The organism is Saccharopolyspora sp. NPDC000995, from assembly GCF_053599315.1.
Window position 1 is genome coordinate 14,159 of the sequence record NZ_JBSFLZ010000027.1, and the last position, 21,116, is coordinate 35,274.

The following is a 21,116-nucleotide window of genomic DNA, read 5'->3' on the forward strand; positions in this document are numbered from 1 at the left end:
AACTGAATAGCCATTTCAAGAATGGGGTCCCCGTCGTAGGACGGATCGCCCGCGGCTACCTTCAGCTCGCACAACCGGACCGCGAACTCGGTGACCGGGCCGTCGCGGGATCGGGCCGTCGCGGGATCAGGGCGCTGCTGCTTCCGGCCGCGTTTACCGCCGACGCCTCGCCCATCGCTTGCCCTCGCCCGTGCGCTGGGGTTACGGCCAACACAGGACATTTACTAGCTCGGTACCGTCACGATGGGTGCGCGAGTGGGTGCGCGGCGTCAGCGCTCGGCGAGCTCCGCACGAACGTCGTCGGGGATCCGGCCGGTGTGGTCGATGGGCGTCCACGGCTCACTGCGGATCCACTGCGACCCGCAGCCGCGGCAGGCCAGCAGCGGAAACCCGTTGAGCTGCTTGGGAGTCTGGTGCCACGAGCACAGCGACTGGCAGGCATGCACGGCCAACGTCATCAGTCATCACCGCCGGAGGTCTCTGAGTCGGTCGGCTCCGTGGTCGTTGTGGTGGTCGTGGTCGTTTTGGTGGTGGTCGTCGTGGTCGTGAATGTCGTGGTGGTCGTCGTCGGCCGCGGCGGCGTGTGGGTCGGGGGCTGCTCCGGCGGCATCGGAGGCAGGATCTCCGTGAGCGTTTCGCTGCTCGTCGAGGCCGACGACGTCGACCTGCTGAAGGTCGTCGAGATATTCGGGGTTTCGCTGCTCATCGGCGGCGGAGGCAGCAACGACGACGGCGTGGAGAACGTCGAGGCCGGCCGGGACGTGGCGGTCGGCTTCAGCGTGAAGTCCGGCGTCGCCGCGTCGTGCTGCTGTGCGCCGGCGACCATCGCGGCGGTCGTCGCGACGTGGCCACGGCGATGCCCGATGCGGCCAGCATCACCAGGCGCTTCGGCCGGGCGTCCGGGTCTTCCGGCAACATCGGGTCCATTGGTCCCCACTCGTCGGCTCGTCGGGCGGTCTGCGCGGACGCCCAGGACACCCGGCCCCACCACGAATCGGGCGGATCATACCGGCGCCCGGAGCGGCCGTGGTGATCGGCGCAAGCCAAGGCCGCGCGCGCAGCGGCGGTGCGGCATCATGCCCGGCGTGACGTATTCGCAACAGGCACGACTGACCGCATGGGTGCACGGGCGGGTGCAGGGCGTCGGCTTCCGCTGGTGGACGCGTTCCCGGGCGCTGGAGCTCGGCCTGGTCGGCAGCGCCACGAACCGGCCCGCGAACCGCGTCGAGGTGGTCGCCGAAGGCCCTCGGGAGGCTTGCGAGAAGCTGTTGGCCGCGCTGCGTTCCGGCGAAACCCCGGGCCACGTCGACCACGTCGCGGAGCAGTGGTCGCAGCCCAAGGGCGGCTTGACCGGTTTCTTGGAGCGCTAATGGAAACGCGCCGAAAACCGGTTTGGCCTGGTCGGGACCCGTGAGTACGTCGCGCTGCCGCAGCAGCGCAACGTACTCGCGGCAGCTGGCCAGCTGAAACGGTAGCGATGCAGGTTGTTGATCTCCGGTTCGTCGTCGTGCGAGCGAAATCGCCCTTACCAGCGGTTCTGCGCAGTTGCGGACGGCCGCAGCGGTAGGCTCGCCGGATGTGACCGCCGGTCAACCAGAGGAACCACGGGAAGGTCGATCGCAGCCGTGCACCTGAAGAGTCTGACGCTGAAGGGGTTCAAGTCCTTCGCCTCGGCCACCACGCTGCGCTTCGAACCCGGCATCACCTGCGTCGTCGGCCCGAACGGCTCGGGCAAATCTAACGTGCTCGACGCGCTGACCTGGGTGATGGGCGAGCAGGGTGCGAAGGCGCTGCGCGGCGGCAAGATGGAGGACGTGATCTTCGCGGGCACCACGGGTCGCGCCCCGCTGGGGCGCGCCGAGGTCACGCTGACCATCGACAACTCCGATGGCGCGCTGCCCATCGAGTACACCGAGGTGTCCATTACCCGCCGGATGTTCCGCGACGGCGCTAGCGAGTACGAGATCAACGGCAACTCGTGCCGGCTGATGGACGTTCAGGAACTGCTGTCGGACTCCGGCATCGGCCGCGAGATGCACGTCATCGTCGGGCAGGGCCAGCTTTCCACGATCCTGCAGGCCAAGCCCGACGAGCACCGCAGGCTCATCGAAGAGGCCGCGGGCGTGCTGAAACACCGCAAGCGCAAAGAGAAAGCGCTGCGCAAGCTCGACGCGATGCAGGCCAACCTGACCCGGTTGACCGACCTGACCAGCGAGCTGCGCCGCCAGCTCAAGCCGCTCGGCAAGCAGGCCGAGATCGCGCGCAAGGCGCAGACAGTGCAGGCCGACCTGCGGGACGCCCGGCTGCGCCTCATAGCCGATGACCTGGTCACCGCCCGCGCCGACCTGGCCCGCGACGAGGCAGACCAGGAAGCCGCGCGGGCCAAGCGCACCGAGGTCGAGCGCGCGCTGCAGTTCGCGCAGTCCGAGGAGAAGAACCTCGAAGAGCACGTCGCCGCCGACGCGCCGCGGTTGTCCCGCGCGCAGGAGACCTGGTACCGGCTGTCCGCGCTGGAAGAACGCTTGCACGGCACGCTGCGGCTGGCCGCCGAACGCCACCGGCACCTCACCGCCCAGACCGAGGAGCATCGCCCGGGCCGCGACCCGGACCAGCTCGACGCCGAGGCCGAAGAGGCCGCCGAGCAGGAGATCGAACTTCGCGAGCAGGTCGAAGAGGCCCGCGAGGCGCTCCACGAGGTGGTTCAGCGCCGGTCGGAGCTGGAATCCGCGCTGAAGCAGGCCGAGCACGCGCACCTGGCCGCGGTGCGGGCGATCGCCGACCGCCGCGAAGGTGCCGCCCGGATGTCCGGGCAGGTCGAGTCGTTGCGCGGCAAGGTCAACGACACCGCGGAGGAGATCGAGCGGCTGTCGGACTCGCTGGAAGAAGCCACCGCGCGGGCCGAAGAAGCCGAGCGCGCGCTGGCCGACGCCGAAGAGGAGAGCGGCGGCTACGACTCCGACGACGCTGGCCTGCAGGAACGGCGCGAAGGCGCGGCCGAAGCGCGCGACGCCGCGCGGGCCCGCGTCGAGGAGTTAGTGAAGGCCGAGCGGACCGCGGAGCGGGAGATCGCGTCCTGGAAGGCGCGCGTCGAGGCGCTGTCGATGGGCTTGCAGCGCAAGGACGGCGCGGGCGCGCTCATGTCGGCTGGCGACCAGATACCGGGCCTGCTCGGCTCGGTAGCGGCGCTGCTCACCGTCGAACCTGGCGCGGAGGCCGCGCTCGCCGCGGCGCTGGGCGCCGTCGCCGACGCCGTCGCGGTTCGCGGCGTCACCGACGCTGTGACGGCCCTTGAACTGCTGAAGGCGAACGAAGCGGGCCGAGCGGGGCTGCTCATCGAATCCGCTGTGGACATGGATCGGTCGGGTTGGCCGCAGCTCGCCGGCTCGGCGCGCTGGGCTGCCGACCTGGTTAGCGCCCCTGACGGGTTGCGCGGCGCCATGGCGAAAGCGCTCGACAAGGTCGCGGTCGTGGACACGCTGGCCGACGCCCAGGAGCTCGTGCAGCGGCACCCCGAAATCCGTGCCGTCACCACCAGCGGCGATGTCCTCGGTGCGCACTGGGCCACCGGCGGCTCAGACGACCGGCAGAGCACCATCGAGGTGCAAGCCGCCGTCGACGAAGCCGAACGCGAACTCGTCGCCGCCGGGCGACGCCTGGAACAGCACTCCGCGGCGCTGGAAGGTGCGCGAGCCGAAGAAGAAGCGCGGCGCGCCGAAGTCCGCGCCGTGCAGGAGCAGATCAACGACGCCAAGGTGCGGCGGGCCCGCGGCACCGAACGGCTGTCCAGCCTGCAACGCGCGGCCCGCGCCGCCACCGCCGAGGTCGACCGGATCCGGCAGCAGCGGGTGAAGATCGAGCAGTCCCGCGAACAATCCCTCGTCAAGCTCGCGGAACTCGAAGAACGCCTGAGCATCGTCAAAACCGAACAAGACGAAGCGGCGGAACCCGAAACCGGTGAACGCGACCGGCTCGGCACCGAGCTGAACGCGGTGCGCCAACAGGAAATGGACGCCCGCCTCACCCAGCGCACCGCCGAAGAGCGGGCGCGCGCGGTGCAGGGACGTGCCGATCAACTGCGACGCGCAGCCCGCCACGAGCGCGAAGCGCGCGCCCGCGCGGAAGCGGCGCGCAAGGCGCGGGAACGCGCAGCGCGCGTGACGCAGGCCGTTGTCACCGGCTGCGAGACAGCGCTGGAGCGCATCGCGCTATCGCTGAGGGCCGCGACGGAGGAGCGGGACGTCGCACAGGCGAAGCAGAGCGAGCACGAGCAGGCGCTCGGTGCCGTGCGAGCGCGAGTGCGCGAGCTCAGCGGGGCGCTGGAGAAGCTGACCGATGCGGTGCACCGCGACGAAGTCGTGCGTGCGGAGCAGCGGTTGCGGATCGAGCAGCTGGAAACCAAGATCATCGAGGACTTCGGGATCGGGTTGGACGACCTGGTCGACGAATACGGCCCCACCGTGCCGATTCCGCCGGGACCCGCCGAGATCGCCGAGTACGAGGCGGCCAAGGAGAGCGGCGAGGAGGTCAGCGCCCCGCCGCCGGTGCCGTTCGACCGGGCCACCCAGCAGCGCCGCGCCAAGCGCGCCGAGAAGGACCTCTCCCTGCTGGGCAAGGTTAACCCGCTGGCGCTGGAGGAGTTCGCCGCGCTGGAGGAGCGCTACAAGTTCCTATCCACACAGCTCGAAGACCTCAAGGACAGCCGCCGCGACCTGCTCAGCGTCGTCAAGGAGGTCGACGACAAGATCCTTGAGGTCTTCACCTCGGCCTTCCACGACGTGGCGAGGGAATTCGAGACGGTCTTCAAGGTCCTGTTCCCCGGCGGTGACGGGCGGCTGATGCTCACCGACGAGAACGACCTGCTGACCACCGGAGTCGAGGTCGAGGCCCGGCCGCCGGGCAAGAAGGTCAAGCGCCTGTCGCTGCTGTCCGGCGGCGAGAAGTCGCTGACCGCGGTGGCCATGCTGGTGTCGATTTTCCGCGCCCGCCCGTCGCCGTTCTACGTGATGGACGAGGTCGAGGCGGCGCTGGACGATACCAACCTGCGGCGCCTGATCACGCTGCTCGACCAGCTGCGCACGACCTCCCAGCTGATCATCATCACGCACCAGAAGCCGACGATGGAGATCGCCGATGCCCTGTACGGCGTGACGATGCGCGGCGACGGCATCACGCAGGTGATTTCCCAACGCCTGCGCGGCAATTCCGACAAGCAGCGCAAGGGCGACAGCCCAGACGAGCCCGCCGAAGGAGATGTCGCGGCGGTGCTGGACTCCTGAGCGGAGGCTTCCCAGTTCCACGCGCAATCGGGATTCGTCTGCTCCGGTCTTGGGGTTCTACTTTCGGTTCGGCGCTGTCCTCCCAGCAGACAGCGACGGGTTCGCTACTCTCTAGCGCCGGTGTCTGGCCGACGCAGAGCTTCATCGCTACAGCGATCATCGCCGAGCTGCGGTACGAACGGGCTACCTGGGCATGGCCAACGACGGCACGGACACCAACAGCAGCGGGATCTTCATGGTCTTCGGAGAGGTGGAGCTGGCACCGAATTACACCGTGTTCGGCACGCTCCGGCGAAGAAGGCCTGAAGGTTATCGACGACAGTGCCCGCGCGCGCCAGGCCGTCGGCATCACCGGCGTCGACATCGAAGACTGACAAGCCCGACTAGGCCAAGCGGATCGGTGCTCGTTTAGGTCCGGCAACGGTCGGGACGAACCCAAGATCCCTCGCGGCGGTCAGCCAGCTGTGCCGAGTGCGTAGCCGACGCCGAAGGCGACGAGGGCCGCGACCAGTGCGAGGCCGAACGCCACCGACCAGCCCGGCTGCGCCTGCGGCCGACGGTCGCGCGACGGCTTCGACGGTGGAATCCGCTGCGGCGCGGCGCGATTCCACAACTCCGGCTCCCCCAGCTCGGCCCGGCAGGGCGCGCACTCCCACAGATGGGTGCGGACCATGAGCCACTCGACGTCGTCTAACGCGTCCGCCGAATACGCACCGAGCTTTGCCCTGAGATCCGCATGATCGATGTTCTGCACCGCAGCCCCCATCCGCAGCCACGCTGATCGTTTGGGTAGATCATCGACCTGGCGGGACTCCCGCTGAAGGCCGGGCCGGGCATTAGTGTGGTCGGCCACCTCGGTTTCAACGCCCGGATCCGGATGCGGGACCATGTTTCCGCGGTTCGGCATCGATCCTCGGAGGATGTCGACCGGACACCGGGCGCGGATGTTCCCGCATCACCCCGAGTGCGGGGTCCCACCAGGTACAGGAGGCTTTCCATGACCAACCCGTACGGCCCCCCGCAGGGGCAGCAGCCGTATCCGCCGCAGGGCCAGCCGATGCCACAACCCGGTGGTTACGGCCCGCCGTCCGGTCCGATGCCACAACCCGGTGGTTATGGTCCGCCGTCCGGTCCGATGCCGCAGCAGGGCGGCTACCCGCAGCAGCCCCAGATGCAGCCGGGCATGCAGCAGCCCATGCCGCCGCAGGGCGGGTACCCGCCGCAGCCGCCGAATCCGGCGGCGCCGCAGGGCCAGCCGATGGCGCCGCCCCCGCCCGGCATGGGGCGCATCATGATCGACTGCTCGTACTTCTGGCTCGCGTTCATGCTGATGTTCTTCAAGCCGCAGGTCACCATCAACGGGCAGCCGGGGCCGATCTTGACGTGGGGCAAAATGCCGGTCGACCTGCCCCCCGGCCAGTACCAGATCGGGATCCACGTCAACTACCTGTGGCGGGTCGGCGAGGCGACCGCGGTCATCCCGGTCAACGCCGGCCAGCAGGTCGACGTCCACTATGCGGCGCCGGTGATCGTCTTCATCAACGGTGCCATCGGCCCGACCCCGCAGAAGGCGCCGGGTGTGGGTCTGGCCCTGGGGATCATGGGCGGCAGCCTGGCGCTGTGCTTCCTGATCATCCTGCTGTCGATCATCTCGATCGCGGCCAGCTGAGCCGACGGCTGACTGGGCCAGTGTCGCCCGTGGGTCCGACTCGAAAAGACTCATGGGTACTCACGCGTTGTCGACCCGCTGCGCGGCGGCTTCGGGCGCCGGCTGGGGGTGGCGCAGCGACAGGAGCCCGCCCACCACGAGCGTCACGATGACGCCCAACGGCGTGTACCAAGGGAAGGCCAGCGCCTTCTCGCCGCCCTCGCCGTCAGGGAAGGTCACCCCGAACACGAAGAACAGCACCACCACGATCGTCGCCACGAACGCGATCAACGCATCCGACTGCCGGGCCCGTTTCACCAGCAGCCCCAGCAGGAAAGCGCCCAGCAGCGCGCCGTAGGTGTAGCTGGCGATGCTCAGGCCGACCTCGACCACCGGGTTGTCGGTGCTGCTGAACCTCGACGCGAACACCACGAACACCACCGCCCAGACGAGCGTCCAGCCCTTGCCCATCCGCAGGATCGTCGAGTCGTCGAGCTTGCGTTTCGAAATCCGCTGGTAGAGGTCGCTGACCGTGGACGTGGACAGCGAGTTCAACGAGGACGCCAGGGTGCTCATCGCGGCGGCCAGGATGCCCGCGATCATCAGCCCGGAAAGCCCGGGCGGGAGATCGTTGACGATGAACTGCGGGAACAGCTCGTCCTTGCTGGCCATTCCGAGCTCGGCGGGCTTGGCACCGTTGAACAACGACCACAGCATCGTGCCGATGAACAGGAACAGGGCGAACTGCAGGAACACCACGACGCCACTGGCGATCAGCGCTCGCTGGCTGTCCCGGAGGTTCCGGCAGGCGAGCAGCCGCTGCACCATCAGCTGGTCGGCGCCGTGCGAGGCCATCGCGAACACGGCCCCGCCGATCACGGCGGTGAAGAACGCGTACTGGTTCGTGATGATCGACGAGCCGAAGTTCAGGAGCTCGAACTTGCCCGAGGCGAACGCGGTCGACATCCAGTCCCCGGGCAACCGGCTGGCGAGCACCACTGCGGCGAGGACCGCGCCGCCGACGTAGACCGCCATCTGGATGGCGTCGACCCACACCACGGCCCTGATGCCGCCGAGGTAGGTGTAGATCACCGTCATCACGGACAGGATCAGCACGATCTGCCAGTACGCCATGTTCACGCCGAACACCGCAAGCATCACCTTCACCGGGATCGCGGTGGCGAACAGCCGCAGCCCGTCGGCCAGCAGCCGGGTCAGGAGGAACGTCACCGACGCGGTGCCCTGCAAACCGGAACCGAACCGCTGGCCGAGGAACTCGTAGGCGCTGACCAGGTTCCCGGCGTAGTACTTGGGCAGCAGCACGAACGCCACCACGATCCGGCCGATCAGGTACCCGATCGCGAGCTGCAGGTAGGTGAAGCTGCCGAGATACGCCAGCGTCGGCACACTGATCACCGTCAGCGTCGAGGTCTCGGTGGCGACCACCGAGAAGCACACCGCCCACCAGGGCAGTTGGCGGCTGCCGATGAAGTAGTCCTGCGAGCTGCGCTGCCGCCCGCTGAGCAGCAACCCGAGTACCGGCATCGCGACCAGGTACAACCCGATCACGACGAGGTCGACAGATCGCATTGGAGCCTCCTAGGCGGTGTGGCCGGGTTGCAGTCGCAGCCGCCTCGGCTGCTGGATGGCGGGTTCGGGCAACCGCAAGGGACCGGAGCCCGGGGTGATGCTCCCCAGCAGCCGCGGTCCGGCGGCGCCGGTGGTGCCCGGCGTGTTGCCGGTGATGCCGTGCCAGGTCAGGAATCCGAGCAGCGCCGTCAGGTGCGCTTCCTTGCTGTCGGCGGGCAACCCGAGGTCGTCGCTGGCGACCAGCGGAGCGTCCAGCCGACGGTGCAGGGCGGCCAGCAAGACGGGATTGCGCACCCCGCCGCCGGACGCCACGACCTTCGCCGCCTGCTCGGTGCGGCAGGCGTCGGCGATGGTGCGCGCGGTGAGCTCGGTCAGTGTCGCCAGCAGGTCGCCATCGTCGACCTCGTCGGGCAGCTCGTCCAGCGTCCGGGCCAGGTAATCGGCGTTGAAGTGCTCCTTGCCGGTGGACTTCGGGGCCGGTCGCCGGTAGTAGCCGTCGGAGAGCAGCAGTTTGAGCAGTTCGGGGTGGACGGTGCCGGTCGCCGCGATGCACCCGTCGGTGTCCTGCGGGGTACCGGTGATCTGCCCGGCCGCGAGGTCGATCAGCGCGTTGCCGGGGCCGGTGTCGTAGGCCAGCGGGCGTCGGCCGCCGACGACGGTGATGTTTGCGATGCCTCCGATGTTCAGGGCGATGGTCGTGCCGGGCTCGTCGGCCAGCCACAGCGAGTCGAACACGCCCGCCAGCGGGGCGCCCTGGCCGCCGGCGGCGACGTCCCGGGCGCGCAGGTCGGACACCACGGGCAGCCCGGTGGCCTCTGCGATCCACGCTGGCTGCCCTATCTGCAAGGTGCCGCGGACCCGCCCGCTGCCTTGGACCCAGTGGTAGATCGTCTGGCCCAGCGACGCGACGATGTCCGCGTGGCCTCCCGCGAGTTCAACCCCGAGGCGGGCCGCTGCCGCCAGCTGCTGGCCCACGTAGGTGTCGAGCCGGCACAGGTCTTCGGCGCTGCAAGCGGCCGGCGGAAGCACGGCGAGCAACTTCTCGCGCAGGACTTCCGGGTAGGGGACAACGGTGGCTCCCAGCGGGCGGAGCTCCACGGTGTCGCCGTCCAGCCGCAGCTCGGCAGCTGCCACGTCGACGCCGTCCATCGACGTGCCGGAGAGCAGTCCGAGCACCCGCCACCAAGCCACGTACGTGGTGTAAGCCACATCGGCCGGTAAATGCAAGCGTATCGCTGGCGTTGTTGGTGAATTGCTCACTTGGTGTGTCGGAATCTCCCGTTCCCGGTTCCGCGTCTGGCGCGGTGGGCGGTGGCTGCGACGCGCCTGGTGCGCCGGGCGCGTTCCGGGGCCGGTATGACCAGGTGGGAGGATGGGCCCGTGACCACCTCAACCCTGATTTTGATCATCGTCGCCGTCGTGGTGGTGCTGGCGATCGCCGTGGTCGCCGGTGTCCTGATCCGCCGCCGGCGGCGGATCAGCCTGAGCGAACGGGACGAAAACGCCGGCCCGACCGAGGCAGTCAAGGGCGGCGGATATCGCGCCGACGGCGGAATCAGCCTGTCCAGCGGCGGCACCACGACGGCGGCCCCGCCGGAGCATCCTGCGGGCGAGCGCACCGAGGTGGAGGGCCAGCCCGGGGTAGGCGACGACGCGGCGGTGCCCCGCGACAGCGAGCGCCGCGGCATCGTGGACGTGCAGCTGCCAGGCGGCTCGACGGCGACCGAAGAGGCACCGGTCGAGGAGCCTCCGGCGAAGGAACCGCAGGTCGAGGCCCCGCCTGCTGAGGTCCCGGAGCAGGAACGCGTCGAGCCGGCGCCGGAGCCGGCGCCCGCGGTGCCCGAGGAGATCGAGGAGATCGAGCCGACCTCGGGGCGCCTGGAGCGGCTGCGCGGCCGGCTCTCCCGCTCCCGGTCGACCTTCGGCCAGGGCCTGCTGGGCTTGCTCGGCGCGGGCGACCTCGACGAGGACTCCTGGGAGGAGGTCGAGGACACCCTCCTGCTGGCCGACCTGGGCGCGGCGACCACCACGGAGATCACCGAGCGGCTGCGCACCGAGATCGCCACGCGCGGCATCCGGACCCCGGACGAGGCGCGCGCACTATTGCGCGAGGTCCTGGTGGACGCGCTCGGCCCGGACATGGAGCGCGCGGTCCGGGCGCTGCCGCACGGCAACCCCGCCGACGGCGGGAAACCCGCCGTGGTGTTGGTCGTCGGGGTCAACGGCACCGGCAAGACCACCACCACCGGCAAGCTGGCGCGGGTGCTGGTCGCCGACGGGCGGACGGTGCTGCTCGGCGCGGCCGACACGTTCCGCGCCGCGGCCGTCGAGCAGCTCGCCACCTGGGGGCACCGGGTGGGTGCCGAGGTGGTGCGCGGAAAGGAAGGCGCCGACCCGGCGAGCGTGGCGTTCGAGGCGGTCAGCCGCGGCAGCGACACCGCGGTGGACGCGGTCCTAGTGGACACCGCGGGCCGGCTGCACACGAAAACGGGCCTGATGGACGAGCTGGGCAAGGTCAAGCGCGTCGTGGAGAAGAAGGCCCAGGTCGACGAGGTGCTTCTGGTGCTGGACGCGACGACGGGCCAGAACGGCCTGACGCAGGCGCGGGTGTTCTCCGACGTCGTCGACGTGACGGGCATCGTGCTGACCAAGCTCGACGGCACGGCCAAGGGCGGCATCGTCTTCCAGGTCCAGCGGGAGCTTGGTGTCCCGGTGAAGCTGGTGGGCCTTGGAGAAGGCCCGGACGACCTGGCGCCCTTCGAACCCGGAGCTTTCGTGGACGCCCTCCTGGACTGACCCACCGACACCGCGGCCCCCGCACCACCCCTTGGGTGCGGGGGCCGCAGCTGTGCAGGTGCCAGCCGATGTTGTACTGACCAGGCTGTGTCTGGAGAGTCAGACGTTGAATGCGGCGTGCTCGCCAACGAACGCGTCTCGCATCACCAGGTTCGCCCCGGTCAGCCTGGCCTTGACCTCGTCCTTGGTCGTGTTCAGCGCCGTGTCCGTGCCCTGCATGCTGAGTTCGGTGCCGGCGGCTTCCATATTCCGCAGCTTGCCGCTGACGTGGACCGGGTTCGCCGCGTACCGCGTGACGTCCGGGGTGACCAGCTCAAACCCCGTGGCGATGTGTAGCTCACTGGGGTACTTCACTCGGGACAGGCTGTCCTCGGTGCCTTCTCCGAAGGTGCCACCGAAACGGACGCGGCCAGCTGAGCCGCAGCATCACGCGGCTACCGAGCTCGGCTGGCCCTGGTGATCAGCCTCTTCGCGCTGCGGCGCAGCTCTGGCGCGTCGCCGCAGGGCAGCGGGTATCTCATCGCCGCCGCCGGCCCGCTCCTGATCGGGCTGCTGCACGGCGTGACCGGTGGCTGGATCGCGCCGCTGGTGCTGCTGCTGGCCTGCTCGGCGGTCTGGATCTGCATGGGCCTGCTGGCCGGGCGACCGGTCCAGGTACCTTCGGTGATCGGCGACGAAACACCGCGGTGATCTCACAACACGGCTGTAACGCGCGGTGAGCCGGAATTCACGACCGCGTTACAGCGAAACGGGTCTTCTGAAACAGGCAATCCGCAGGATGCGGGCCAACTCGGTCCGCATCGGGAGGCAATGTGAATTCAGGCGACACCGCATGGGTGCTCGTGAGCGCGGCGCTCGTCCTGCTCATGACCCCTGGTCTGGCGTTCTTCTACGGCGGCATGGTGCGTTCGCGCGGCGTGCTCAACATGCTGATGATGAGCCTCGGCAGCATCGGCGTGGTGGGCGTGCTGTGGGTGCTCATCGGCTACTCCACCGCGTTCGGCTCCGACATCGGCGGCGTCGGGCTGCTCGGCAACCCAGCGGAGTTCTTCGGGCTGAGCTCGCTGCTCGGCGAGGACCAGGTCTCCGGCACCATCCCGACGCTGGCGTTCGTCGGCTTCCAGGCGATGTTCGCGATCATCACCGTCGCCCTGATCTCCGGCGCGATCGCCGACCGGGCCCGCTTCGGCCCCTGGCTGCTGTTCGCCGGGCTGTGGGCCGTGGTCGTGTACTTCCCGGTCGCGCACTGGGTCTTCGCCTTCGACACGAAGGACGGTGCGGGCAACGTGACCGCCGTCGGCGGCTGGATCGCCAACCGGTTGGCCGCGATCGACTTCGCCGGTGGCACCGCGGTGCACATCAACTCGGGTGCCGCCGCATTGGCGCTGGCCCTGGTGCTCGGCAAGCGTCGGAGCTGGCCGAAGGACCCGGGCAAGCCGCACAACCTGCCGTTCGTGGTGCTCGGCGCGGGCCTGCTGTGGTTCGGCTGGTTCGGTTTCAACGCCGGATCGGCGCTGGCGGCCAACAACACCGCCGCGGTCACGCTGGTGAACACCCTGGTGGCGACCAGCGCCGGGATGCTCGGCTGGTTGCTCGTCGAGCGCATCCGCGACGGTCACGCCACCACGCTCGGCGCCGCCTCCGGCATCGTCGCGGGCCTCGTGGCGATCACCCCGGCCTGTTCCTCGGTGACCCCGCTGGGCGCGATCGCCGTCGGCGCGATCACCAGCGCAGTGTGCGCGCTGGCCGTCAGCCTTAAGTACAAGTTCGGCTACGACGACTCGCTGGACGTCGTCGGCGTCCACCTGGTAGGCGGCCTGATGGGCACCCTGCTGGTCGGTCTGTTCGCCTCGTCGGCCGCCCCGGCCGGGGTCGACGGGCTGTTCTACGGCGGCGGGTTCGACCAGCTCTGGCGGCAGGCCGTCGGCGCGGTCGCGGTGTTCGCCTACTCCTTCGTGCTCAGCCTGGTGCTGGCGCTGCTGGTCAAGGCGGTCGTCGGGTTCCGGGTGAGCGCCGAGGACGAGGCCGTGGGCATCGACGAGACTGAGCACGCCGAGACCGCGTACCACTTCGGCGCCGAGCGTTCCGCGCGGCGCTCCGCGGTGCCGGCCGACGAGGTCGAACGCAAGCTGGAGGGCAGCCGCGCATGAAACTGGTGACCGCGATCGTTCAACCGTCCAAACTGGACGACGTGAAGGACGCGCTGGAGCGGCTCGGGGTGCTGGGCATGACCGTCAGCCAGACGCAGGGCTACGGCCGTCAGAAGGGCCACACGGAGGTGTACCGGGGCGCCGAGTACGCGGTGGACTTCATCGAGAAACTGCGGGTAGAGGTCCTCGTCGACGAGTCCAACGTGGACAAAGTGGTCGACGGGATCGTTACCGCCGCGCGCACCGGCCAGGTCGGCGACGGCAAGGTCTGGGTGACCTCGGTGGACACCGTGGTCCGGGTGCGCACCGGAGAAACCGGGGTCGAGGCGATCTGACCCGTTCCGGGCCGAGTCGAGGGCACCTCCGATCCATCCAACGGGTGGTCGGCGGTGCCCTTCGCATTTCGCCTGTTCGCGGCCGGTGAGTAGCGACTGTTCCGCGCGTCTTGCGTGGCGGTGCGGGTAACGGAACCGCAGACGCCGCCTGACCTCCGGCGTCCCCGACTTGTGCATGTCCAACGTGGCTTCGCCGAACGGGGCCTCGCTACGAGCCCGACCGACGGGGCAGGCGCGGGCTGAGAACCCACAGCGGTGTCGGTTGTGGGGGTGGCCAAGCGCCGCCGGCGCTTCAAAGGCAACGACCGACCCGTGAGTGGTTTCCGGTGCTATGGCACTGCTATGGCACCCAGCAGCGCTCACGGGGCCCGAACAGGCCAAACGTCCGGGCCGTCGGTGTCGGGGTGAGTGGATTTCGCGGATCGGGCGATGGCGAGTGCGTAACACTACGCAGCCGCACTCAGGGGGCTTCACGGTCTCGCGAGGCCCCGCCAGACGGCACACTTCCAAGTGCGACGCGGTAGAGGAGAAAACCGGAGGGGCCCCGCCCGCACTGGGGGTCGGGCGGGAAAACCGGGCTTCGCGGTCGCGTTGGGGGAAGCCGCGTGGGTGGCCGGGGGACACGGTCGCCCACGCGGGCCGGGTGCGATATCCCGTAGCGCACCAGGGGATGGTGATGATGCGGGAGGCGGCTCGTCCGGGGGAGCGGCCGCCTCCCGCTTCTCCGCGTTCGGTGGCGTTGCGCACTCGGGCCGCCGCCCAAGATCGATCAACGCGTAACCTTGATTTCGTCGTGGACATATCGGACGTACTTCCTCCGCCCGCTAGCCCGCCGCCGACGGTGCGCGTCAGCCGCCGCTCGCTCGTCGTCCTGGCCGGTCTGCCGGGCGCGGGCAAGAGCACGGTGCTCCGAAAGCTGCACGGCGGCAACGACATCTCGACGCTGGACTCCGACCAGGTCCGCGCTCGGCTGCGCAAGGTCCTCCCGGTCCACCTGCCCTACCGCTACTACCGCCCGCTGGTGCACTTGGTGCACCGCAGTCGCATCGCCTGGAAGTGCCTGCGCACGTCGGGTCCGGTCGTCGCGCACGAACCGGCCACCCGCGCCACGACCCGCGTGCTGCTGCTGATGTTCGGTTGGCTCACCGCTCGGCAGCGGGTGCTGGTGTGGCTGCACGCGGATGCGCGCGAGGCGTTGGCCGGGCAGCGGGCACGCGGACGGCTGATCCGCTCCAGGTCGTTCCAACGGCACGTGCTGCGGGCCGACCGGATGGACCATCGGCTGCGCGGCGGCGCTGCGCCGCGCGGCTGGTCCCGGGTGCACCTGTTCACGCGAAATCAGGTCGTGGACGGCCTCCGGTTGGACGTCGTGGCGTGACCTACGTCCCGTTGGGTCGGGCCGCCGCCCCGCGCCCGGACCTCGATCGCTACCCTGGGCATCTGGCGCTGTGGCAGGAGGCCGCCGCGCCAGGCTGAGAATGATCGAGCTGCGGGTGACTGGCAACAGGGTGTGCGTCCAGCTGAGCGCGCGGTTCGAAATGCGCAAGCGGCGCCCCACGGCGATCTGGGCTTCCGAGCCGACGCCCAGCCGATCACCCCGGACCCCCCGGGTGGCAGTGCAGGGCCGTTTCCGCAATCCATCAGCCCTTGCCGAGTCCACCGAGGAGACCCGCGTTTAGCATGCCGACCTTCGAAGAACTTGATCTCGACCCGCGCGTCTGCCAGACGCTGACCGAGATCGGCTACGAGAACCCGTCGCCGATCCAGGAGAAGACCATCCCGCTGCTGCTGGAGGGCCGCGACGTGCTCGGCCTCGCCCAGACCGGCACCGGCAAGACCGCCGCGTTCGCGCTGCCCATCCTCTCGCGCCTGGACCTGGACGCCGCCGGCCCGCAGGCCCTGGTGCTCGCGCCCACCCGGGAGCTGGCCATCCAGGTCTCCGAGGCCTTCCAGCGCTACGCCGCGCACATCCCCGGCTTCCACGTGCTGCCGATCTACGGCGGTACCAGCTACGGCCCGCAGCTCGCCGGCTTGCGCCGCGGCGCGCACGTCATCGTCGGCACCCCCGGTCGGTTGATCGACCACCTCGAGAAGGGCTCGCTCGACCTGACCGGGCTCAAGAACCTGGTGCTCGACGAGGCCGACGAGATGCTGCGGATGGGCTTCATCGAGGACGTGGAGAAGATCCTGCAGTCCGTGCCGGCCAGCCGGCAGGTGGCGCTGTTCTCCGCGACCATGCCCGGCGCGATCCGCAAGATCAGCCAGAACTACCTCAACGAGCCGGTCGAGATCTCGGTCAAAACCAAGACCAGCACCGCGACCAACATCAACCAGCGGCACGTGCCGGTGCGCGCGGCGAACAAGCTGGACGCGTTGACCCGGATTCTCGAAGTCGAGTCCTTCGACGCGATGATCGTGTTCGTCCGCACCAAGCAGCTCACCGAGGAGCTCGCCGAGAAGCTGCAGGCCCGCGGGTTCAGCGCCGCCGCGATCAACGGCGACATCGCGCAGGCGCAGCGGGAGCGCACGATCGGCCACCTCCGCGAGGGCAAGATCGACATCCTGGTGGCCACCGACGTCGCCGCCCGCGGCCTCGACGTCGAGCGCATCTCCCACGTGCTCAACTACGACATCCCGCACGACACCGAGTCGTACGTGCACCGCGTCGGCCGCACCGGCCGGGCCGGGCGCAGCGGGGAGGCGATCCTGTTCGTCTCGCCACGCGAGCGCCACTTGCTGCGGTCCATCGAGCGGGCCACCCGGCAGCCAATCCAGCAGATGGAGCTGCCCACCATCGACGCGGTCAACGACCGGCGTCTGGCGAAGTTCGCCCAGAGCATCACCGACACCCTGACCAAGGGCGGCCTGGAAGTTTTCCAGGATCTGGTGGCGGAGTACGAGCGGACCCACGACGTGCCGGCCGCGGAGATCGCCGCGGCGCTGGCCGCCATGGCGCAGGGCGACCGGCCGCTGCTGCTGGACCCGGAGCCCGTCGAGCCGCCGGCCCGCCGCGGCGGCCCGTCCTTCGAGTCGACCAACTCGGACACCGAGACCTACCGGGTCGAGGTCGGCCGCCGCAACCGCGTCACCCCGCGGGCCCTGGTCGGGGCGCTGGCCAACGAGGGCGGCGTGCCCAGCAAGTACATCGGGCACATCGACATCCGCAACGAGCACACCCTGATCGAACTGCCCGCCGACCTGTCGGAGGAGCTGCTCAGCAAGCTGCGCAACACCCAGGTGGCCGGGCGGGGCCTGCGGATCAGCCGCGCCGACGGCGAGTTCATCAACCGCCGCCCGCGCCGCCCCGATCGCGACCGGGATCGGGACAAGCCGCGGCCGCACCGCAAGGGCCAGCGCTCGCCGCAGTCCCGCTCGACGGGCAAGCGGCGCGAGGACTACTCGCACAGCTGAAGTGTTGCGGGGGTTGGTCGGTTTCACACGTGAAATCGACCAACCCCCGGATCGCACCCGTTTGCTCGGAGCCCCGCGCTGCGGGGACGGTCACGCGATTCCTCGCGAAGTTGCGCTCCCGGGCCAAAGCCGGGTCACTGGTCCGGCCGGTTACCCTCGCATAGGTACCCAGGTACATCCATCGACTCTGGAGCCCGTGAACCCGTGTTCGACACTCTTTCCGACCGGCTCACCTCGGTCCTGACGAACCTGCGCGGCAAGGGGCGGCTGTCCGACGCGGACATTGACGCCACCGCGCGGGAGATCCGCATCGCCCTCCTCGAAGCCGACGTGGCGCTTCCCGTGGTGCGCAGCTTCATCAAGGGTGTCAAGGATCGCGCCAAGGGTGCCGAGGTCTCGCAGGCGCTGAACCCGGCGCAGCAGGTCATCAAGATCGTCAACGAGGAACTGGTTACCATCCTCGGCGGCGAGACCCGTCGGCTGGAGTTCGCCAAGACGCCGCCGACCGTGATCATGCTGGCCGGTCTGCAGGGTTCCGGTAAGACCACGCTGGCCGGCAAGCTCGCCAAGTGGCTCGCAGGGCAGGGCCACACCCCACTGCTCGTGGCCTGCGACCTGCAGCGCCCGAACGCGGTGAACCAGCTCCAGGTGGTCGGGGAGCGTGCCGGTGTACCGGTGTTCGCGCCGGAGCCCGGCAGCGGCGTCGGCGACCCCGTCGAGGTGTCCCGCCGCAGCATCGACGAGGCCCGCCGGGCGCAGCACGACATCGTCATCGTCGACACCGCCGGCCGGTTGGGCATCGACGAAGAGATGATGAAGCAGGCCGCCGACATCCGGGACGCGATCACCCCGGACGAGATCCTGTTCGTGCTGGACTCGATGATCGGCCAGGACGCGGTGAACACCGCCGAGGCCTTCCGCGACGGCGTCGGGTTCTCCGGCGTGGTGCTGACCAAGCTCGACGGCGACGCCCGCGGTGGTGCCGCGCTGTCGGTCCGCGAGGTCACCGGGCAGCCGATCATGTTCGCCTCCAGCGGCGAGCAGTTGGCGGACTTCGACGTCTTCCACCCGGACCGGATGGCCAACCGGATCCTGGGCATGGGCGACCTGCTCACCCTCATCGAGCAGGCCGAGCAGGCCTTCGACCAGGAGCAAGCCGAGCAGGCCGCGCAGAAGCTGGGCACCGGCCAGCTCACCCTGGAGGACTTCCTGGAGCAGATGCAGGCGGTCCGCCGGATGGGCCCGCTGCAGAACCTGCTGGGCATGCTGCCCGGCGCGGGCCAGATGAAGGAGCAGCTGGCCAACTTCGACGAGAAGAGCCTGGACCGCATCCAGGCGATCATCTGCGGCATGACGCCCGCCGAGCGGGCCGACCCGAAGATCATCAACGCTTCCCGCCGGCAGCGCATCGCGCGTGGCTCCGGAGTGGCCATCAGCGAGATCAACGACCTGGTCAACCGCTTCTTCGAAGCCCGCAAGATGATGCAGCAGATGGCGGGCGGCTTCGGCTTCGGCTTCGGCGGCGGTGGCGGTGGCGGGAGCAAGAACCGCAAGGGCAAGAAGGGGAAGAAGGGCAAGAAGGGGCGCGGTCCGACGCAGCCCAAGGGCATGCGCGGCTTGCCCGGTGGCTTCCCCGGCCTTCCCCCGGGTGGCATGGGTATGCCCGGCGCGGGCCCGGATTTGTCCAAGCTGGAAGGCGGCATGAACGACCTGCCGCCGGGCTTCGACCCGTCGAAGCTGAACTTCGGCAAGAAAAAGTGACCTCCCTACACCTGCGCGCCGTCGTGCTGCCCGACGGCGCGCACCGGGAGCTTTGGGTCCACAAGGGGCTGATCAGCCTGGATCCGGTCCCCGGTGCCGAGACCGTGTTCGACGGCGGTTTCGTGCTGCCTGGCCTGGTCGACGCGCACTGCCACGTCGGCATCGGCACCCACGGCCCGGTGGAGCTCGACGAGGCCGCGGCGCAGGCGGAAGCGGACCGGGACGCCGGGACGCTGCTGATCCGTGACTGCGGCGCGCCGATCGACACCCGATTGCTGCAGGAACGCGAGGACCTGCCCAGGATCATCCGCGCCGGCAAGCACCTGGCACGGCCCAAGCGCTACATCCCCTACCTGGCCGACCAGCTGGAGCACGAGGAGCAGCTGCCCGCCGCGGTCGCCGAGCAGGTCGCCTACGGTGACGGGTGGATCAAGCTCGTCGGCGACTGGATCGACCGGTCGGTGGGCGACCTCGCGCCGCTGTGGAGCGACGAGGTGCTGGCCGAGGCGATCTCGACGGCGCACCGGCTGGGTGCCCGGGTCACCGCGCATGTCTTCGGCGAGGCGGCGTTGCCCGGCCTGATCGAGGCCGGGATCGACTGCATCGAGCACGGCACCGGGCTGACCGACGAGTCGGTCGAGCTGATGGCCCGGCACGGCACGACGCTGGTGCCGACGCTGGTCAACGTCGAGAACTTCCCGTCCTTCGCGGCGGCCGCGACCAAGTACCCGGCATACGCGGCGCACATGACCGACCTCTACGAGCGGGCCGATCGAACGGTCGCGAAGGCGATCGAGGCGGGCATCCCGGTGTACGCGGGCACCGATGCCGGTGGCGGCATCGCGCACGGCCTGCTGGCTGACGAGGTGCTCGCGCTGCACCGGGTCGGGATGTCCACCGAGCAGGCGCTGGGTGCGGCGTCGTGGGCCGCCCGCGAATGGCTGGGCTGGTCCGGGCTGGAGCATGGCGCGCCGGCCGACCTGGTCTGCTACGACGAGGACCCACGCAAGGACCTGGCGGTCCTGCGCCACCCGAAGCGGATCGTCTTGCGCGGCAACGTCGTCGGCGCATGACCCCTGGCCCAACGGGCATCTTGGCCGAATGGAGGACACCTTCGACCGGCGTGGCCGGGTGTCGGCCGGGCGAGGGTGCCCTTCGTCCTTCACGCCGGCGGTTGCTTCCAGGTTCGATCTTCGATTTACCAGGTCATCGTGGGGTGCGCGGCGCAGCGCGTTCGTCGAGCACCTAGGGTGAAATCGTAGAGGGGAGCTAATGTGGGTGAGCTGCCCGAGCGAGAAGAGCCGGAGTTCCCGAAGTCACCCGAGGAACCGGCCACCCCGCCGTCGACGCCAGCCGCACGACCGATGCCCCCGGCTGAGGACACCACCGACGCGGACCTGCATCCGCGGTTCTGGGAGGCGCAGCTGGAGACCGCCCGCCGCGGTTCCCTGGCCTGGGGTTTCGCGGCGTTCTTCATCGGCTACGGCGGCTACTACCTGGTCGTGTTGATCCTCCACGCGATCCGGCCGGCGCGCGCCAACGGGTTCGACCCGACAGCGCCGCCCAACACCGGGCCGCTGCTGTTGCTGGCCTTCGCCCCGAACATCCTGCTTGGCCTGGTGCCCGCGGCGTTCTCCTGGTGGCGCGGCAACGGGCTGCGCTCGGACTTCGGCATCCTGCCGAAACGGCGCGATTTCAAGGTGGGTCTGGCTTGCGGGGCCATCGCGCTGCTCGGTTCCTGGGTGCTGACAGTGGTGATAATCGCCATCTCCGGGCCGCCTCCGGAGACCGATCTGACCCGGCTGATGCAGGGCGAGCGGACCGTTTGGCTGTTCCTATTCGCGCTGTTCGCCTTCCTCGGGGCTCCGCTGACCGAGGAGCTGCTCATGCGCGGTGTGCTCTGGGGCGCCCTGGAGCACTACCGCATCCCGAGGTACGCGATCCTGGTGCTGACCTCGTTGATCTTCGCGCTAATTCACCAGGAAGTGTGGCGAACGCCGGTGCTGTTCGTCGGCGGCCTGGCAATCGGGGCCGCGCGGATGATCACCGGTCGGGTGGCGACGAGCATGATCGCGCACGCCACGAACAACTTCCTGCCCGCCTTGCTGCTGTTCGCCGTCGCCGGCTGAATATCGCTGCCGTCGGTGGT

At 69.6% G+C, this 21,116-nt stretch carries 17 protein-coding genes; 12 read left to right on the forward strand and 5 right to left on the reverse strand.

The window, feature by feature from the left end; genetic code table 11:
• Positions 1-269 precede the first annotated feature (269 nt).
• Positions 270-458 carry a hypothetical protein gene (locus ACWDKQ_RS12200; RefSeq protein ID WP_450138795.1) on the reverse strand — a complete coding sequence of 63 codons (189 nt, stop codon included), beginning with the start codon at positions 456-458 and terminating at the stop codon, positions 270-272.
• 618 nt (positions 459-1,076) lie between these two features.
• Here ACWDKQ_RS12200 and ACWDKQ_RS12205 point away from each other — a divergent pair.
• Together ACWDKQ_RS12205 and smc are read left to right on the forward strand one after the other, a co-directional pair.
• The gene (locus ACWDKQ_RS12205; protein ID WP_450138839.1) at positions 1,077-1,370 is read left to right on the forward strand and encodes an acylphosphatase; all 294 of its coding nucleotides are present in this window, start codon (positions 1,077-1,079) and stop codon (positions 1,368-1,370) included.
• 255 nt (positions 1,371-1,625) lie between these two features.
• Positions 1,626-5,276, forward strand: a complete 3,651-nt coding sequence (gene smc / locus ACWDKQ_RS12210; RefSeq protein WP_450138796.1) for a chromosome segregation protein SMC — start codon at positions 1,626-1,628, stop codon at positions 5,274-5,276.
• 454 nt (positions 5,277-5,730) lie between these two features.
• On the opposite strand, the gene ACWDKQ_RS12215 is transcribed toward smc, so the two are convergent.
• Positions 5,731-6,183: a zf-HC2 domain-containing protein gene (locus tag ACWDKQ_RS12215; protein WP_450138797.1), complete on the reverse strand. Its 453-nt coding sequence runs from the start codon at positions 6,181-6,183 to the stop codon at positions 5,731-5,733.
• 90 nt (positions 6,184-6,273) lie between these two features.
• Here ACWDKQ_RS12215 and ACWDKQ_RS12220 point away from each other — a divergent pair, with 90 nt between their 5' ends.
• Entirely contained in the window at positions 6,274-6,945 is a 672-nt protein-coding gene (locus ACWDKQ_RS12220) for a hypothetical protein (RefSeq protein WP_450138798.1), read from the forward strand.
• Between the two features lie 60 nt (positions 6,946-7,005).
• Here ACWDKQ_RS12220 and ACWDKQ_RS12225 read toward each other — a convergent pair whose 3' ends face one another.
• Positions 7,006-8,514, reverse strand: coding sequence for a sodium:solute symporter (locus tag ACWDKQ_RS12225; protein WP_450138799.1), 1,509 nt, complete (start codon positions 8,512-8,514; stop codon positions 7,006-7,008).
• 9 nt (positions 8,515-8,523) lie between these two features.
• The gene (locus ACWDKQ_RS12230) at positions 8,524-9,663 is read right to left on the reverse strand and encodes an anhydro-N-acetylmuramic acid kinase (RefSeq protein ID WP_450138840.1); all 1,140 of its coding nucleotides are present in this window, start codon (positions 9,661-9,663) and stop codon (positions 8,524-8,526) included.
• Positions 9,664-9,870: 207 nt separating this feature from the next.
• Here ACWDKQ_RS12230 and ftsY point away from each other — a divergent pair, with 207 nt between their 5' ends.
• Positions 9,871-11,310: a signal recognition particle-docking protein FtsY gene (gene ftsY, locus ACWDKQ_RS12235; protein WP_450138841.1), complete on the forward strand. Its 1,440-nt coding sequence runs from the start codon at positions 9,871-9,873 to the stop codon at positions 11,308-11,310.
• A 99-nt stretch (positions 11,311-11,409) separates the two neighbouring features.
• Here the strand turns inward: ftsY and ACWDKQ_RS12240 are convergent, their stop codons facing one another.
• Positions 11,410-11,664 carry a DUF6004 family protein gene (locus ACWDKQ_RS12240; protein ID WP_450138800.1) on the reverse strand — a complete coding sequence of 85 codons (255 nt, stop codon included), beginning with the start codon at positions 11,662-11,664 and terminating at the stop codon, positions 11,410-11,412.
• Between the two features lie 102 nt (positions 11,665-11,766).
• Between ACWDKQ_RS12240 and ACWDKQ_RS12245 the strand changes: the two genes are divergently transcribed.
• The 8 genes from ACWDKQ_RS12245 to ACWDKQ_RS12280 all read left to right on the forward strand — a co-directional run bounded on the left by ACWDKQ_RS12245 (position 11,767) and on the right by ACWDKQ_RS12280 (position 21,096).
• Entirely contained in the window at positions 11,767-12,000 is a 234-nt protein-coding gene (locus ACWDKQ_RS12245) for a hypothetical protein (RefSeq protein WP_450138801.1), read from the forward strand.
• Positions 12,001-12,122: 122 nt separating this feature from the next.
• A complete protein-coding gene (locus tag ACWDKQ_RS12250; protein WP_450138802.1) occupies positions 12,123-13,460 on the forward strand; it encodes an ammonium transporter in 1,338 nt (445 codons plus the stop codon).
• Entirely contained in the window at positions 13,457-13,795 is a 339-nt protein-coding gene (locus ACWDKQ_RS12255) for a P-II family nitrogen regulator (protein WP_450138803.1), read from the forward strand. The genes ACWDKQ_RS12250 and ACWDKQ_RS12255 overlap by 4 nt, the downstream gene beginning before the upstream one ends.
• Before the next feature lie 793 nt (positions 13,796-14,588).
• A complete protein-coding gene (locus ACWDKQ_RS12260; protein ID WP_450138804.1) occupies positions 14,589-15,173 on the forward strand; it encodes an AAA family ATPase in 585 nt (194 codons plus the stop codon).
• 302 nt (positions 15,174-15,475) lie between these two features.
• The gene (locus ACWDKQ_RS12265) at positions 15,476-17,206 is read left to right on the forward strand and encodes a DEAD/DEAH box helicase (RefSeq protein ID WP_450138805.1); all 1,731 of its coding nucleotides are present in this window, start codon (positions 15,476-15,478) and stop codon (positions 17,204-17,206) included.
• A gap of 204 nt (positions 17,207-17,410) precedes the next feature.
• Positions 17,411-18,967, forward strand: coding sequence for a signal recognition particle protein (gene ffh / locus ACWDKQ_RS12270; RefSeq protein ID WP_450138806.1), 1,557 nt, complete (start codon positions 17,411-17,413; stop codon positions 18,965-18,967).
• Positions 18,964-20,040: an amidohydrolase family protein gene (locus ACWDKQ_RS12275; protein WP_450138807.1), complete on the forward strand. Its 1,077-nt coding sequence runs from the start codon at positions 18,964-18,966 to the stop codon at positions 20,038-20,040. Before ffh ends, ACWDKQ_RS12275 begins: the two co-directional genes overlap by 4 nt.
• A 201-nt stretch (positions 20,041-20,241) precedes the next feature.
• Positions 20,242-21,096, forward strand: coding sequence for a CPBP family intramembrane glutamic endopeptidase (locus ACWDKQ_RS12280; protein WP_450138808.1), 855 nt, complete (start codon positions 20,242-20,244; stop codon positions 21,094-21,096).
• Positions 21,097-21,116: the final 20 nt, after the last annotated feature.

Excerpts from the sequence above, each read along its gene's own strand:
- ACWDKQ_RS12215 (WP_450138797.1), bottom strand. The coding sequence starts at position 6,183 with ATGCCGAACCGCGGAAACATGGTCCCGCATCCGGATCCGGGCGTTGAA.
- ACWDKQ_RS12205 (WP_450138839.1), top strand. The coding sequence starts at position 1,077 with ATGCCCGGCGTGACGTATTCGCAACAGGCACGACTGACCGCATGGGTG.
- ftsY (WP_450138841.1), top strand. The coding sequence starts at position 9,871 with ATGACCAGGTGGGAGGATGGGCCCGTGACCACCTCAACCCTGATTTTG.
- ACWDKQ_RS12220 (WP_450138798.1), top strand. The coding sequence starts at position 6,274 with ATGACCAACCCGTACGGCCCCCCGCAGGGGCAGCAGCCGTATCCGCCG.
- ACWDKQ_RS12230 (WP_450138840.1), bottom strand. The coding sequence starts at position 9,663 with ATGGACGGCGTCGACGTGGCAGCTGCCGAGCTGCGGCTGGACGGCGAC.
- ACWDKQ_RS12265 (WP_450138805.1), top strand. The coding sequence starts at position 15,476 with ATGCCGACCTTCGAAGAACTTGATCTCGACCCGCGCGTCTGCCAGACG.
- ACWDKQ_RS12255 (WP_450138803.1), top strand. The coding sequence starts at position 13,457 with ATGAAACTGGTGACCGCGATCGTTCAACCGTCCAAACTGGACGACGTG.
- ACWDKQ_RS12225 (WP_450138799.1), bottom strand. The coding sequence starts at position 8,514 with ATGCGATCTGTCGACCTCGTCGTGATCGGGTTGTACCTGGTCGCGATG.
- ACWDKQ_RS12200 (WP_450138795.1), bottom strand. The coding sequence starts at position 458 with ATGACGTTGGCCGTGCATGCCTGCCAGTCGCTGTGCTCGTGGCACCAG.